The following is a 14,409-nucleotide window of genomic DNA, read 5'->3' on the forward strand; positions in this document are numbered from 1 at the left end:
GTAAGTCTTATAAGGTATTGGTTTTTAAATAGTTTGGATGTGATATGAACCATAGCCCTGACAGCATGGCTGGTAAAGCGGCGTCTTCACGAGTTTACGAATTTGTACGAAAAAAACCGAGTGGCCGTCTGTAGAGGGTTGTTATCTATTCAATACAGCCTGTAACGGCGGCACAAATCAGCCGAATGTCAGAAATAGTCCATCTACTGTCCCGCTGCGCCAGTGAAACCCCTTGCCACCAGGGCTACCATGACAGCAGCCTGTTATACGATCCTGTCAGGCTTTCCCAAACCAAGGAGTAGTTGCATGCGACGCTGGAACGGCTGGGGCGACAGCGCCAATCATTACCCGTTGAAGGCCTCTGGCCTGACTTTTCTGCAATCCCGTCTTGGCACGGCGACTCCCTTGCCGGATGCGGAAATGGCAACGGTGTTGCAGGCGGTGCCCGCGTCGCGCATGCCTGACCACCCACTGATCCGCACCGATGCAGAAACCCGTATTCGTCATGCCCGTGGGCAAAGCCTGCCAGACTGGCTGGCCATGCGTTCCGGTGATTTCGGGCGTTTCCCGGACGGGGTCGCGATGCCGACCAAAAGCGCAGAGGTGAAGCGTCTGCTGGCCTGGGCCCAGGACAATGATGTGCTGGTGATTCCCTATGGCGGCGGCACCTCCGTGGCCGGGCATATCAATCCGCCAGCCAGCGACAAACCGGTGCTGACATTGTCACTGGCTGGCATGAACAAACTGCTCCACCTGGACAAGGAAAGTCAGATAGCCACCTTCGGGGCCGGTACCCCGGGACCGGAAGTAGAAAATCAGCTGCGCGAGCAGGGCTATATGCTGGGACATTTCCCGCAATCCTGGGAACTGTCTACGGTAGGCGGCTGGGTGGCCAGCCGCTCCAGCGGCCAGCAGTCCATGCGCTATGGGCGTATCGAACAGATGTTCGCCGGCGGGCGTATCGAAACGCCGAGAGGCACCCTGGATATCCCCACGATTCCGGCGTCTTCCGCCGGGCCGGATCTGCGGGAGATGATCATGGGCTCAGAAGGGCGCATGGGGGTGATCAGTGAGGTCAAGGTGCGCGTCACCCCCTTGCCGGAAACGGAAACCTTCCAGGTGGCATTCGCTCCGGACTGGGAAACGGCCAAGACGCTGGTGCGCAGCCTGACCCAGGCCAAGCTGCCGCTTTCCATGCTGCGGCTGTCCAATGCGGAAGAAACCCGCACCCACCTGATGCTCGCCGGCCATGAAAGGCTGGTGTCGGTACTGCACCGTTACCTGTCCCTTCGTGGCTGCCGGAATGAAAAATGCATGATCACCTTCGGGGTGACCGGTGAAAAGTCGCTGGTGCGCCATACCCTGGCCACGGTTAAAAAACGCATTCGTGCTGCCGGTGGCACAGTGGTGGGTGAGCTGCTGGGCAAGAAATGGGAAGAATCCCGTTTTCGTTCCCCTTATCTTCGTCATGGCCTGTGGGAGCATGGGTATGTGGTGGATACCTTTGAAACCGCAGTGGACTGGAACCAGGTTACCCCGGCCATGAATGCCATGGAGCAGGCGGTACGCGACAACGTGGGTGAGGGCGAAAAAGTGCATGTCTTTACCCATCTGTCACACCTTTATCCGCAGGGTTCCAGTATCTATACCACCTATGTGTTTCGCAGCTCGGACAGCTACCACAACACCTTGCAGCGCTGGCATGCCATGAAAGACGCGGCCAGTGAGGCCATCGTGGCGCACGGGGGCACCATCAGCCATCAGCACGGGGTAGGGCGCGATCATGCACCCTGGCTCCACCACGAGAAAGGCGAGCAGGGTATCGCGGCACTGACCTCATTGGTGAAGCACTTTGATCCGCAGCAGCGACTGAACCCGGGCTGTTTGCTCGACGACACCCAGCCGCGTATTGAAAAGGAATCTTGATGTTAGGCAAACGCCACTCCCTGGACTCCCTCGCTGACGAAAACTGGGACCTTATTGTCATCGGTGGCGGTATCACCGGTGCCGGCGTGCTGCTGGAAGCGGCTCGCCGGGGGCATCGGGTTCTGCTGCTGGAGCAGACCGATTTCGCCTGGGGCACCTCCAGTCGTTCCTCCAAGATGGTGCACGGCGGGCTACGCTATATCGCCCAGGGGGACATTCGCTTGACCCGCCACTCCCTGCTTGAGCGAGAACGTCTGATTGAAGAGTTGCCGGGGCTGGTGGAGCGAGCCACTTATCTGTTTCCGCTACGAAAGGGAGTATTCCCCGGTCGGTTGCCCATGAAGGCAATTCTCTGGCTGTACGATTTTCTTGCCGGCATCCGTGATCACCGTTACCTGAACCGCGAGCAACTGCTGGAACGGGTGCCGGGGCTCAATAGCCAGTCGCTGACAGGCGCCATGAGCTATACCGATGCCCTCACCGATGACTGTCGCTTGGTGGTTCGGGTGATATTGGAGGCAGCCCGCCACGGTGGACTGGCACAGAATTACTGCCGGGTAGAGCAAACCGAACCCAGTGGTGAGGGTTACGCCGTCACAGTGACGGATCGAACCACCGAGCAGACCGCTACCCTTCGCGCACGACGGGTGATCAGTGCCACCGGCGCCTGGGCAGACCGCTTTTCCGGCAGCGATCCCCGCGTCCGCCCCCTGCGGGGCAGTCACCTGTTCGTGAATCCCGAACGTCTGCCGGTGAAGGATTGCCTCACTGTCATGCACCCGGACGATGGGCGCCCGGTGTTTGTGTTCCCCTGGGAGGGGGTGACCTGCGTGGGCACCACGGATCTGGATCATCCCCAGGATATGGATATCGAGGCAGCGGCCAGTGGTCAGGAAGTGGATTACCTGCTCCGTTTGATCAACAGCCAGTTTCCGAAGGTGGATCTCAATCGGGACGATATCTATTCCACCATCGCCGGAGTCCGTCCGGTCATTGCCTCAGGCAAGGGCATGGACCCTTCCAAGGAGCGCCGGGATCATGCGGTATGGGGCGAAAACGGTATCGTTACCGTAAGCGGTGGCAAGCTCACCACGTTTCGGCTGATTGCCCTGGATGCCTTGCTGGCCAGCGGACTGATCGACAGTGCCGCCCACAAGCGCGGTCAGAAAACCACAGAGCCCGGCTTTATTCCCATCAGTGATGCCCCACAAGCCGTGGATGCTTTTCTGCATGCAAATCAGGGGGACCCGGTCTTCATTCAGTGGATTCTGGACAACGAGGATGTGGTGCACCTGGATGATTTGATGCTGCGCCGTACCCGGCTGGGTCTGTTGCTGCCTGAAGCCGGCAAGGGACTGCTGGATAGCCTGCGACAACAGATTCAGTCCACCCTGGGCTGGGACGATGCGTACTGGGAAGAGGAGAGGAGACGCTATCTGGAAATTCATCAGCGCTACTATGGTGTGCCAGCCTCCCCAGCACAGCAGGCCGTAGGATGAACGCGCCGCTGCTGCTTGCTCTGGATCAGGGTACACAAAGTGCCCGGGCTATGCTGTTCGATGGCAACGGCGAGCTGATTGCCAAATACCAGCAACATATTGAGCCCTATCTTCCAGACCGCCCAGGCGAGGCCGAGCAGGACGTCAATTATTTTTGGGAACAACTGGGCCAAGCCTGTCAGGGGTTATGGCTGGAGCATGGCGAGCTGCGATCCCGGGTGGTGGCGGTGTCTCTGACCACTCAACGTGCCTCGGTGGTCTGCCTGGACAAGGCCATGCGCCCATTGCGCCCGGCGGTGATCTGGCTGGATCAGCGTCGTACCCCGAATTTTCCTCGCCTGCCTTGGTGGTATGCGGCGCCAGTGAACTTGCTCGGCCAGGGAGAAACCCTGCGCCAGTTTCAGGCCAAGGCGGAGTGCAACTGGCTGGCGGAGGATGAGCCCGAGATCTGGCAACGAACCGCCCATTTCCTGCTGCTGTCCGGCTACCTAAACTATCGGCTGACCGGTGAGCTTCGTGACTGTACTGCCTCTCAGGTTGGCTACATTCCTTTTGATTACAAAGGGCAGTGCTGGGCGCCGCCCCACGACCTGAAATGGAAAGCCCTGCGGGTAAACCGCGAGCAGCTCCCTGAGCTGGTCGCACCCGGCGAGACATTGGGCAAGGTCACCGCCGCCGCCAGCCGACATACCGGCATTCCCGTCGGCCTGCCGGTGATCGCCAGCGGGGCGGACAAGGCCTGCGAAGTGCTTGGCGCCGGTGCCTTCACGCCGGAAATCGGTAACCTCAGCTACGGCACCACAGCCACCTTCAATACCTGTAACGAACGCTACGTGGAGCCAATTCCGTTTGTCCCCGCCTACAGCGCGGCCGTGCCGGGGCGCTACAACTCGGAAGTCATCGTTCAGCGTGGCTACTGGATGGTGAACTGGTTCAAGCGCGAGTTCGCCCAACAGGAAGTGCAGCAGGCCGAAGAGTTGGGTGTCAGTGCGGAAACCCTGTTCGAGTCCTTCCTGCACGACTCGCCCCCCGGCGCCATGGGACTGGTGCTGCAGCCCTTCTGGAATCCCGGCGTGCGCATCCCCGGACCGGAGGCCAAGGGCGCCATCATCGGTTTTGGCGATGTACATACCCGGGCACACCTTTACCGGGCGATTATCGAAGGCATTGCCTATGCCCTTCGCGAGGGCAAGGAGCGCTTGGAGAAACGCAATCGGGTGCCAGTGCAATCCTTGCGGGTGTCTGGTGGTGGCTCACAGAGCGATGCCATCATGCAGATCACCGCGAACCTGTTTAACCTCCCGGCGGAACGCCCGCATACCTCTGAAACCTCCGGCCTGGGGGCGGCCATCAATGCCGCCGTTGCCATGGGGTTGCACCCGGATTACGCCAGCGCTGTCGCGGCGATGACACGCCCCGGAAAACGGTTTGAGCCAGATCCTGAGGTGGCCCGTCAGTACGATGCGCTATACCGCCAAGTCTACCGAAAAATGTACCCGCGGCTGTCCCCGCTGTACCGCTCCATCCGACAGATCACCGGTTATCCGTCGAGATAACACCGCATTGGTTTTACCACAGAAAGCTTGGCGATCACCGGCCATCATTTGCACCATAAGGCACGGGTCTCCCGTGCGCACCCAGGGTGTGGCTAACCCCGGTGTTTTTGCCTAGTCTGTGCGGGATCAAATGGGGCTTCGCATGACTTACCGCTTTTTCATTTCGCTGTTATTTTTCCTGTTGGCGCAGACCGTTAGCGCTGACAGCCTTACCCTCGCGACACTAAGAGCGGATCTTGGCAGTGGTTCTCTGCAACCGGTACTGGCCCGGCAGACGTTAGTACCGGTGCCCGACCGGGTTCTTGCTCGTTGGGTGCAGGATGTGGACATTGAGCAGTTCGCCATCACCGGATTCAACGAAAACCGGAAGCGTTTCGCGGCCCGTATCAGACTGCATTTTTCTGACGGTGGTGTGGGGTTTCTCCGCCTGGAGGGCGAACCTGGTGCCCGTTATCGTCTTACCGAGTGGTACGACTACAGCAGCGGTCTGCAATTGAGCGAACTGGTGTCCTATGGCGATCGGTTTCAAGCCGGGAGGGGGAAGGCATTCCTGACCATGTTGCAGGATAACCCCGGCTCGGCGGAACTTGCCGATCTGGCTGCAGGCCAGCCGGCACTGCTGGCATTATGGCTTGTGCAGTGTACCGGCCAGCCCTGTGAAGAGCAGGCCCTGGCGGCTCAGGCAGAAACGGGCAAACCGGCACTCTGGCAGCTGAAACACGCACTGATGGCGTCCGATCAGAATGCTTACCGGGAAATCAGCGGGCAATTGCACCTGGCGCTCGGAGATGATCCTTACCTCTGGTGGCTGGAAGGGCAGCTCGCTCTGAGTCATCAGCGTTGCGACTGGGCTCACAGTCCATTGCGGCAGGCCTGGCAACGGTACCCGGAGAACCGGTCCCTGGCTGATGTCGCCCTGCAGTGTCACCTGGTGATGTCGCAGCGAGGAACCGCCTTTCTGGATAAGCTGTCTGAAGAATTGGGTGCTGACGCCCTGGCCATGGCCATTCACCGTTATTACCAGCAGCAGGATGCGGCCATTCCCGCTATCTACCGACCCTGGACGCAACCGGGAGAGAAATGACCATGCGTGTTTCCGATCTGGCCCGCAAGGCGGGAACCACCACCGAGACGGTGCGGCATTACACCGACATTGCTCTGCTGAAACCGGAAAGAGATCCCAACAACGGCTATCGCCGTTACGGAAATACGGATTTACGGTTGTTGCACTTTGCCCTGAAAGCCCGCTCCCTGGGTTTTACGCTCGCTGATATTCAGGCCCTGGCGGGGGCTTCCCGGGAAGGGGAAACACCCTGCGGCCAGGTCCGGACTCTGATTGAAACGCGCCTGGAACAGGTAGAGACACAGATTGCCGAGCTGCAATCGCTCAGTCTGCGTATGCGCAGCGCCATGGAGCAGTGGCAGGGCAGCCCGGATTGTCGCCTGGATGATGGCCGGGTCTGTGGGTTGATCGATGCCTTCGTCGATGCCCCGGACCCGGCAGGGTAGGTCAGCTTTTCTTGTTGGCTTTTTCAGCGCCTTTACCCTTGTCCGAGGCAGCTTTCTCTGCAGCCGCTTCGGCCCGCGCCTCGGTGCGGGCTTCTTCCTTGGCCGCATCTTCCTTGATCAATCCCAGCACGTGCCAGCCTGCCTTGGGGGCAGGCTGGCTTTCCTCACTGAACACATAGATACGATCACGGGTATCGATGGCGAAAAGCGGCCACACCCGGCGGTGCGGGGTTTGCTGGTAGGCGTTGAAATCGAACTCTTCAGTGAGGCGGGTCTTGCGAATTTCCGCTCCCTGGCTCAGCAGGCTTGCCAGACGAGCATAGGTCATCTCCGCAGCGAACAGGGTGGCACCACGGTGTTCCGGCGCCACTTCATGCTTTACTTCCTTGTCACTTCTCTGGGTAGGCAGACTGAAAATATTGGGTTCCCCGAATTCCAGACGATAGCGCATAGTGGCCATGGTGTTCAGCTCACGCCGCGGGCTCAGCCCGAGCAATTTACCGTAGCCCACCAGGTCCATGTATTGGTCCGCATGCTGGGAAACCGGGTTGCCATAAAACGTGCTCAGGCCTTCCATGCGGGCTAGCCGAATGGATTCCCAGCTTGAGTCCGTCACCATGACCGGGAACTGGTTTTTCTGCAGGGCAGAACCAATCGCCCGGGCTACCGGGTTGGCTCCCACAATCAGGAACCCCCGTGGTGCTGGCTCTGCGACCTTCAGTAAACGGGCCAGAGGTCTGGCAGTGAGACTCTGCAAGGCCACGGTGCCGATGATGACCATGAACGTGAGAGGAACCAGCATTTCGGCTCCTTCCACACCATTTTGCAGCAACCGTTCGGCAAACAGGGCGGAAATGGCCGCGGCCACGATACCCCGCGGGGCAATCCAGGCGAGCAGGGATTTTTCCCGCCAGTTAAGGTTGGAGCCCAGTGTGGCGACCAGCACGGAAGCCGGGCGAGCGATCAGTTGAATAATCGCCAGCACCACCAGTGCCATCAAACCGAGTTGCTCGAGTTCCTGCATTTCCAGGCGTGCCGCCAGCACGATAAACAGCCCGGAGATCAGAATGACCGAGAGGTTCTCCTTGAAGTGGAGAATATCGTTGGTGCGAACCCCCTTGAGATTGGCCAGCACGATACCGGTGACGGTAACTGCGACCAGGCCGGATTCCTCGCTGAGCGCATTGGCCAGTACGAATTCGCCGATCACCAGCGACAGCACCAGGAAGCTGCGCAGATATTCTGGCACCAGATGCCGGCGCAGCAGCGCTGCCAGGCCCATGGCGACCACAGCGCCGATGGCTGCACCGACGGTGATAGTCTGGAAAAACAGCCACAGGGTATGCAGTAACGCACCTTCCTGCCCGCTGGCCACCACCAGCTCATAGGCCAGTACCGCAAAAATGGCACCCAGCGGATCGATGACGATGCCTTCCCAGCGGAGCAGGCGGGCCACACTGCTGACGGGGCGTACGCTACGCAGCAGCGGAACAATCACGGTTGGCCCGGTGACGACCACCAGGGCGCCAAACAGCAGGGCAAGGTCAAACGACAGCTTTAGAAACCACCAGGCAGACACGGCTACAATCGACCAGGTGACCAGCGCCCCCCATGTCACCAGGCGGCGAACGGTTTTCTCCAGGCCACGAATTTCATCGAAGCGCAGGGTCATGGCCCCTTCAAAGAGAATGATAGATACCGCCAGCGATACGCCGGGCAGCAGCAGATCACCCAGCAATTCTTTGGGTTGCAGTACCCCGGTCAGTGGCCCCAGTGCCAGGCCAGTCAGTAGCAGCGGAAGAATGGCGGGTAGCTTGATACGCCAGGAAATCCACTGACACAGGAAGGCCACAACGGTAATGATGGCCAATTGGTACGCAATCTCTAAATTCATGCAGTTTCCGTTTGGTAATGACGGGTGGCGGGGCAGAAAGTGTCAGCAGAGCAAGCAGGGTCAGTCCCGGAAGGTTGGATCACGGGCACCGATGAGGACCGGTTCCGGTCCGTTGGTAGTGTTGTCATTGCGGTTACCCATTGCGTTTCTGGAATCCCCATGGGCAGGGGTGCTTTCATTAACCCGCCAAAGCGGCTAATGGTCACAGGACAACACGATGGCCGCAACCCGTTTTTCATAACAGGAAATGAATCAGGTTCATAAAATCACTGAAGCCCAGCGACACATGCGTTAACATCCCGCTCTCATTGCCTCACTGGACATTCCATGCAAGCGCAAATCTCTCCCCGTCGATTGGCGATTTTACTGGGCACCTTGGTCGCTCTGGGGCCTCTCGCCATTGATACCTATCTGCCGGCACTGTTGGCCATGTCCGAGCACTTTGCCGTGCCGATCCATGATGTGGAAATTTCCGTGAGTATCTATGTGCTCGGTGTGGCACTGGGCCAGTGGCTGGGTGGCCCGTTGTCGGATCACTTTGGTCGCAAGCCGGTCGCTTACGTGGGGCTGCTGCTGTTTATTACCGGCAGCTTGATCATTCCTTTCAGTAATGACATCCACATGCTCTACCTGCTGCGTTTCCTGCAAGCCATGGGTGGTGGTGCATCCGTGGTGATCGCCGCTGCCTCGGTACGGGACCATTTCACCGGCCAGCAGGCCGCCGGGGTGCTCACCAGTATTGGTCTGGTCATGCTGATTGCGCCGTTGGTGGCGCCGGCGGTGGGCGTGGCACTGCTCAATCTTGCCGGGTGGCAGAGCATTTTCTTCATGCTGGCCGGTTACGGGATGATGTTGATGCTGCTGGTTCGCTTCCCGCTGCCCACGGTCCCGCGACGGCAGGACAATGAGACGCTGTGGCACCGTTTGTTCAACGCCTATGGCCGAGTACTGCGCAATCGCCCAGCCATGGGTTTTATTCTTGCCAATGCGCTGGCATTTTCCGCCCTGTTTGTCTTCATTACCGATGCGGCCTTCCTCTACATGGATTATTTCGGCATCAGCCCCGACCGGTTTCCGCTCTATTTCGGTGCCAATGTGGTGACCATGCTCGGGCTCAACCGCCTGAATGTTGTGTTGCTACGCCGTTATGCCAGCGCCGACATCATGCGTGCAGGACTAATCTTGCAGGCCCTGGCCGGGGTGGCATTGCTGGGGCTGACACTGACAGACAATCTGGTTCTCTGGGCGGTGGTGCCATTGATCATGGTCACTGCGGGTATGGTGGCGTTGGTGATCCCCAACGGTATTGCCAGTTTCCTGAGCCTGTTCGACCGCGATAGCGGTGCGGCTACCGGCCTGAACGGCACGTTGCAATTTCTGCTGGCCGGGCTGATTGGCACGGTATTGGGAACCTGGCATGACGGCACGCCGGTGCCCATGACACTGTTGATGGCTGGCAGCAGCATGGCGGCGCTGGGGGCTTTTCTGTGGCTGAGGAAAGGGGTGAAAGGTTAGAAACGATACCTCTCGGCAACCACATCAACCGCAGGGTGTATTAACCTCAGGCGTAATCCGCAAAATCCACTGCAGCAGACTTCGAATCCCAGGAAGGTGGATTACGCCTTAGGCTAATCCACCCTACGAGGACGCGAACTTGTCTGCGTCAGACTTTCCCGCCACGGGAAGCTGGCCGCAACGGCGGGGCCAGCCGAGCCGCCAGCACCAGCAAAGCCGTCACCCCCCAGGGCAGCAGCAACCACAGGCTCAACGGCAACTCCCCGTCGAACAGTTTCTGGCCCAGTGGAAACAGCGCGGCAAAGTGAATCAGGTTGGCCAGCAGGGCGGCACCACCGATCAGGAACAGGGCCTGCAGGGCCGCAGTGCGTCGAAGCAGGCTCTGGCGGGCGCCGATGACGACCAGCAGCCGGTTGTCCTTGCGCATCTGGTCAGCGGTTGCCAGCAGGGCGGCAGCCAGTACCAGCAGGGCCGCCAGCATCAGCATCAGTCCCACAAAGAAAGCGGCTCGACTGGCCTGGGCGACGATGTCCTCCAGGGTGGCAAGGATGGCGTTCACGTCCAATAGACTGATCTGCGGAAACTGTTGCACCAGACTACCCAGTTCAGTGCTTTTCTCGGGGGCCAGATAAAAACTGGTGATCCAGGTGCGGCTCTGGGCATCCAGCGTGCCCGGGGAAAACATGAAATAGAAGTTAGGCGCAAAGCTTTCCCAGTCCACGTCTCGCAAGCCGACAATTTCCGCCTCGATGGGCGTGGACGACCCGGTAAAGGTCAGCTGGTCACCCAGCTTCAGCCCCAGTGACTCCGCCAGCTCACTTTCCACGGTGACTTCACCGGGCCGCTCGACCCAGCGGCCTTCCAGTAGCTCGTTGCTGTCAGGCAGGCTATCCGCCTCGGTGAGAGACAGATCCCGGTTCAATGCCCGATCGCCTTGGTCCTGCTCCTTGGTCACGGCATCACGCACCGGCTCGCCGTTAATGGCGGTAAGCCGGGCGCGAACCACGGGATAGAGAGGCTGGCTGTCGCTGTTGTGCCGTGTTAGCCAGTCATTGAAAGGCGCCAGATCCTGGTCAAACAGGTTGATGACAAAGTAGTTGGGTGCGTTTTCCGGCAGGGTAGAGCGCCAGTCGCTCAACAACTGCCTGCCGGTCTGGATCGACATGGACAATACCGCCAGCGATACCACCAGCGCCGCCAGCAGGGGGAGCGTGGTTGCCTTACGACGGCTCAGGCGACGCAGGGCCAGGCGGGCGGCCAGCGGCATCCTGCCGCTGGCACGGTCCAGTAGCGACACCAGTGGCCACAGCAGCAGCGGTAGCCCCACCGCGATGGCAAAGGTCAGTAGTAGCAAGGGCCACAGGCTGGTCAGTGAACCGCTCATGACGGCGGCCAGTGGGATCGGCGTGAGCAGGGCGATTAGCAGGGTCCAGCGCTGACGGCCGGGCTGGCTGTCACGCTGTTGCAGCAAGGCGGTGGCTGGCAGGCCCAGATGCGCCCACAGCGTCGGTGCAGCAAACCCCAGCCACAGTAGCACCGGGCCAAACAGGCCCAATACTGGAGCGGTAATGGGAAAGGCCATGCCTCCCCCCATCAGAGTGATCAGATACAGGCCCAGCGCACTGGCCAGGGCAATGCCGGCAAGTGTGGGGATCAGCAGGGCAAGGGCGTCGCCGCCCAGCAAGCGGCGGACAATGGCTGCCTGGCTGGCGCCCACGGTTTTCATCACGGCGCAGAGCGTTTGCTGGTGACGGGCACGGTGGCTCGAGGTCAGGTAGATAGCTGCCGCGCACAGCAACACCACCAGCATCACCGCCAATTGCGACCAGAGAAAAAGCTGCTCTACCGGCCCGCGACTGCGCAGCTCGGTATTGGCCACGGTTTCCAGTTCCTGGTCCGGACGCAGCCCCGGGGTCAGGCGACTCTCCAGCTGCTGGCGCGCGGCATCATCGGCAGCCACCAGTAGGTTATGACGGTAGCGACTGCCTTCACCGAGTATCCCGGCGCTTTGCAGATCATCAATATGGATCAGGGCCCGCGGGTTCATGCTGTAGAAACCGGCCTGTTGATCCGGTTCCTGGACGATGACTTTATCGATCAGCAGGCTGCGCTCGCCCAGGGTAATGAACTCGCCGGTCTGTAAACCCAGACGGTCCAGCCCGGTGCCGGCAATCCAGACATGGCCCTGTTGTGGACCATGGTCGACCGGATACGGATCCGCAAAGCGGCTGTCACTGATCTGGATCTCACCATAGAGCGGGAAGCCGGCAGATACCGCCCTGATGCTGGCGAGCAGGAAGCTGTCGTCATTCACCATCACGCTGGAAAATTTCACGCTTTCCGCGTGACGGGTTTCTGCCAGTTGCTGTCGTTGTGCCGGCTCTGGGAAGCGAGTGCCTTCCAGAATCAGGTCTGCACCCAGGGCAACGGCGGTCCGCTGGTTGAATCGTTGGTCCACGGTGTCGCGCAGAATCAGCATGGCGGTCATGGCAAAGGCTGCCACCAGCACCGCCAGTGCCTGAACGCGGAATGCGGGGGAACGCCAGGCCTTAAACACCAAGACGGCCCTCCACCAGGGACATGGCTCGGCTGCAACGCCGGGCCAGAGTCTGGTCATGGGTGACCAGTACCAGGGCGGTGCCCTGTTCCTGGTTCAGGGAAAACAGCAGGTCTGCCACATGCTCGCCATTGGCATAATCCAGGCTACCGGTGGGCTCATCGGCGAACAACAGGGAGGGCGACACCGCAAAGGCCCGGGCCAGCGCAACGCGTTGCTGTTCCCCGCCAGAAAGCTGCGCAGGGAAGTGATGGCAGCGCTTGCCCAGTCCGACCTGGTCGAGCCAATGGCGGGCAGTGTCCCGGGCTTTGCCACGGCCAAGGATTTCCAGCGGCAGCATCACGTTTTCCTGGGCGGTGAGATCAGCCACCAACTGGAAATGCTGGAACACAAACCCGCATTGCTCGCCACGCAGGCGGGCCCGTTGGTCTTCGCTGCCACTACTGAACGGCTTGTCTCCCAGCAGGACCTCGCCGCTGGTGGGCACATCCAGCCCGGCCAACAGGGACAGCAGGGTGGACTTGCCGGAACCTGACGGCCCGGTAATGGCCAGACTGTCACCGGCATTCACTTCCAGCGTGATATCCTGCAACAGATCCAGCCCGCCCTCTGGTCCCTGTACACGTTTGCCAAGGTTTCGGGCGCTTAATACGGGAGATTGTGTGTTCATGATTCGGCTTCTTTTAGTGGCAATTCTGACCATGGCGGCGCTGTCCGTGCAGGCCAGGGGCTTACTGGTTCTGGGCGATAGTATCAGTGCCGCCTACGGGATTGAAAAATCCGCAGGCTGGGTCGCCCTGCTGGAGAAAGAACTGGAACAGCGCTGCCGTGATTTCCCCGTGATCAATGCGTCGGTCAGCGGTGAAACCACCGCCGGCGGCAATAGCCGGCTGGTAGCATTGCTGGAAAAACATGCGCCGCAAATCTTGATCATCGAGCTGGGTGGTAATGATGGCCTGCGCGGTCTGTCCCCCATTGCCATGGGCAACAATCTGGCACAGATGATCGAGAAAAGCCGTGCGGCTGACGCCACACCGATATTACTCGGCATGCGTATTCCCCCCAATTACGGACCACAGTATACCCGTCTGTTCGAACAACAGTTCCGTCAGGTATCTGACGACAAACAGGTGCCGTTGTTCCCGTTTTTTCTGGAAGGCGTGGTGGAGCAGGGTTGGATGCAGAAAGATGGCATTCATCCCACCGCGGCAGCTCAGCCCCTGTTAAAGGCCCATGCCTCTTCCGTGCTTGAGCCTTTATTGCCGGAGCAGTGTGGTGAAGCCACTGGAGGTGACAGTGTTTGAATTGACGCCCCCCTGGCAGGACGTACTCAATTACTGGTTTGAGGATGGCCTGAGCCAGGAATGGCCACAGGCATCCGTGACCCGCAAATGGTTTCGCGCCAGTGCCGGTGATGATGCGGAGATTGAGCATCGCTTCGGCGTTTATGTGGAGGCGGCGATACAGCAGGAACTGGTGGACTGGGAGCGCCAGCCGCAGTCACGGCTGGCATTGATTCTGTTGCTGGACCAGTTCACCCGCCATATCTACCGTGGCCAGTCCCAGGCCTTTGCCGGCGATCACCGGGCGGCAACCCTGGCGGTGGAGGGTGTTTCCAGGCAGATGCACAGCAAACTGCCCCTGTGCGGCCAGGTGTTTTTCCTGATGCCACTGATGCATGCCGAAGATGAAGACCTGCAGGATCTCTGCCTGAACAGCATGACCGCCTTGCTGGAGCGCGCCCCGGATTCCTGTCGCAAGTCGGTACAAAGCAGTGTCGATGCAGCCAGGCAACATCGGGAGTTGATTCGCCGCTTCGGGCGTTTCCCACATCGCAATGCGGCTCTGGGTAGGGAAAGCACCGCCGAAGAACTCGCCTATCTGGAAAAAACAGGTAGCTTCGGGCAGTGACTGTAGGAGCCATGCTTGCATGGCGAACCATTGGCGCTTTTC

At 59.9% G+C, this 14,409-nt stretch carries 11 protein-coding genes; 8 read left to right on the plus strand and 3 right to left on the minus strand.

Going from position 1 to position 14,409, the window contains the following annotated elements:
- Positions 1 to 306 precede the first annotated feature (306 nt).
- From ACMG4M_RS09100 to ACMG4M_RS09120, 5 genes are all read left to right on the plus strand, one after another.
- Complete coding sequence (locus ACMG4M_RS09100; RefSeq protein WP_277673007.1) at positions 307 to 1,926, plus strand: FAD-binding oxidoreductase; 1,620 nt, start codon at positions 307 to 309, stop codon at positions 1,924 to 1,926.
- A complete protein-coding gene (locus ACMG4M_RS09105) occupies positions 1,926 to 3,425 on the plus strand; it encodes a glycerol-3-phosphate dehydrogenase/oxidase (RefSeq protein WP_035244363.1) in 1,500 nt (499 codons plus the stop codon). Before ACMG4M_RS09100 ends, ACMG4M_RS09105 begins: the two co-directional genes overlap by 1 nt.
- Positions 3,422 to 4,981, plus strand: a complete 1,560-nt coding sequence (locus tag ACMG4M_RS09110) for an FGGY-family carbohydrate kinase (RefSeq protein WP_035244364.1) — start codon at positions 3,422 to 3,424, stop codon at positions 4,979 to 4,981. Before ACMG4M_RS09105 ends, ACMG4M_RS09110 begins: the two co-directional genes overlap by 4 nt.
- A gap of 142 nt (positions 4,982 to 5,123) precedes the next feature.
- Complete coding sequence (locus ACMG4M_RS09115; protein ID WP_052042411.1) at positions 5,124 to 6,065, plus strand: hypothetical protein; 942 nt, start codon at positions 5,124 to 5,126, stop codon at positions 6,063 to 6,065.
- Positions 6,062 to 6,490 (plus strand): MerR family transcriptional regulator, encoded by a 429-nt coding sequence (locus ACMG4M_RS09120; protein ID WP_232221948.1) that lies wholly within the window; start codon positions 6,062 to 6,064, stop codon positions 6,488 to 6,490. Before ACMG4M_RS09115 ends, ACMG4M_RS09120 begins: the two co-directional genes overlap by 4 nt.
- A gap of 1 nt (position 6,491) precedes the next feature.
- Here ACMG4M_RS09120 and ACMG4M_RS09125 read toward each other — a convergent pair whose 3' ends face one another.
- Positions 6,492 to 8,384, minus strand: coding sequence for a cation:proton antiporter (locus ACMG4M_RS09125; RefSeq protein ID WP_035244365.1), 1,893 nt, complete (start codon positions 8,382 to 8,384; stop codon positions 6,492 to 6,494).
- A gap of 327 nt (positions 8,385 to 8,711) precedes the next feature.
- Here ACMG4M_RS09125 and ACMG4M_RS09130 point away from each other — a divergent pair, with 327 nt between their 5' ends.
- The gene (locus ACMG4M_RS09130; protein ID WP_414429845.1) at positions 8,712 to 9,899 is read left to right on the plus strand and encodes a multidrug effflux MFS transporter; all 1,188 of its coding nucleotides are present in this window, start codon (positions 8,712 to 8,714) and stop codon (positions 9,897 to 9,899) included.
- Between the two features lie 148 nt (positions 9,900 to 10,047).
- Here ACMG4M_RS09130 and ACMG4M_RS09135 read toward each other — a convergent pair whose 3' ends face one another.
- Positions 10,048 to 12,456, minus strand: coding sequence for an ABC transporter permease (locus ACMG4M_RS09135; protein ID WP_414429846.1), 2,409 nt, complete (start codon positions 12,454 to 12,456; stop codon positions 10,048 to 10,050).
- Positions 12,449 to 13,126 carry an ABC transporter ATP-binding protein gene (locus ACMG4M_RS09140; RefSeq protein WP_035244367.1) on the minus strand — a complete coding sequence of 226 codons (678 nt, stop codon included), beginning with the start codon at positions 13,124 to 13,126 and terminating at the stop codon, positions 12,449 to 12,451. Before ACMG4M_RS09140 ends, ACMG4M_RS09135 begins: the two co-directional genes overlap by 8 nt.
- On the opposite strand from ACMG4M_RS09140, the gene ACMG4M_RS09145 reads away from it, so the two are divergent.
- Complete coding sequence (locus ACMG4M_RS09145) at positions 13,125 to 13,760, plus strand: arylesterase (RefSeq protein WP_035244368.1); 636 nt, start codon at positions 13,125 to 13,127, stop codon at positions 13,758 to 13,760. The genes ACMG4M_RS09140 and ACMG4M_RS09145 overlap by 2 nt on opposite strands.
- Positions 13,753 to 14,367, plus strand: coding sequence for a DUF924 family protein (locus ACMG4M_RS09150; RefSeq protein WP_035244369.1), 615 nt, complete (start codon positions 13,753 to 13,755; stop codon positions 14,365 to 14,367). Before ACMG4M_RS09145 ends, ACMG4M_RS09150 begins: the two co-directional genes overlap by 8 nt.
- The last annotated feature ends 42 nt before the right edge of the window (positions 14,368 to 14,409 follow it).

The organism is Alcanivorax sp. IL3 (genome assembly GCF_047495465.1).
Classification (GTDB): Bacteria; Pseudomonadota; Gammaproteobacteria; order Pseudomonadales; family Alcanivoracaceae; genus Alcanivorax; species Alcanivorax jadensis.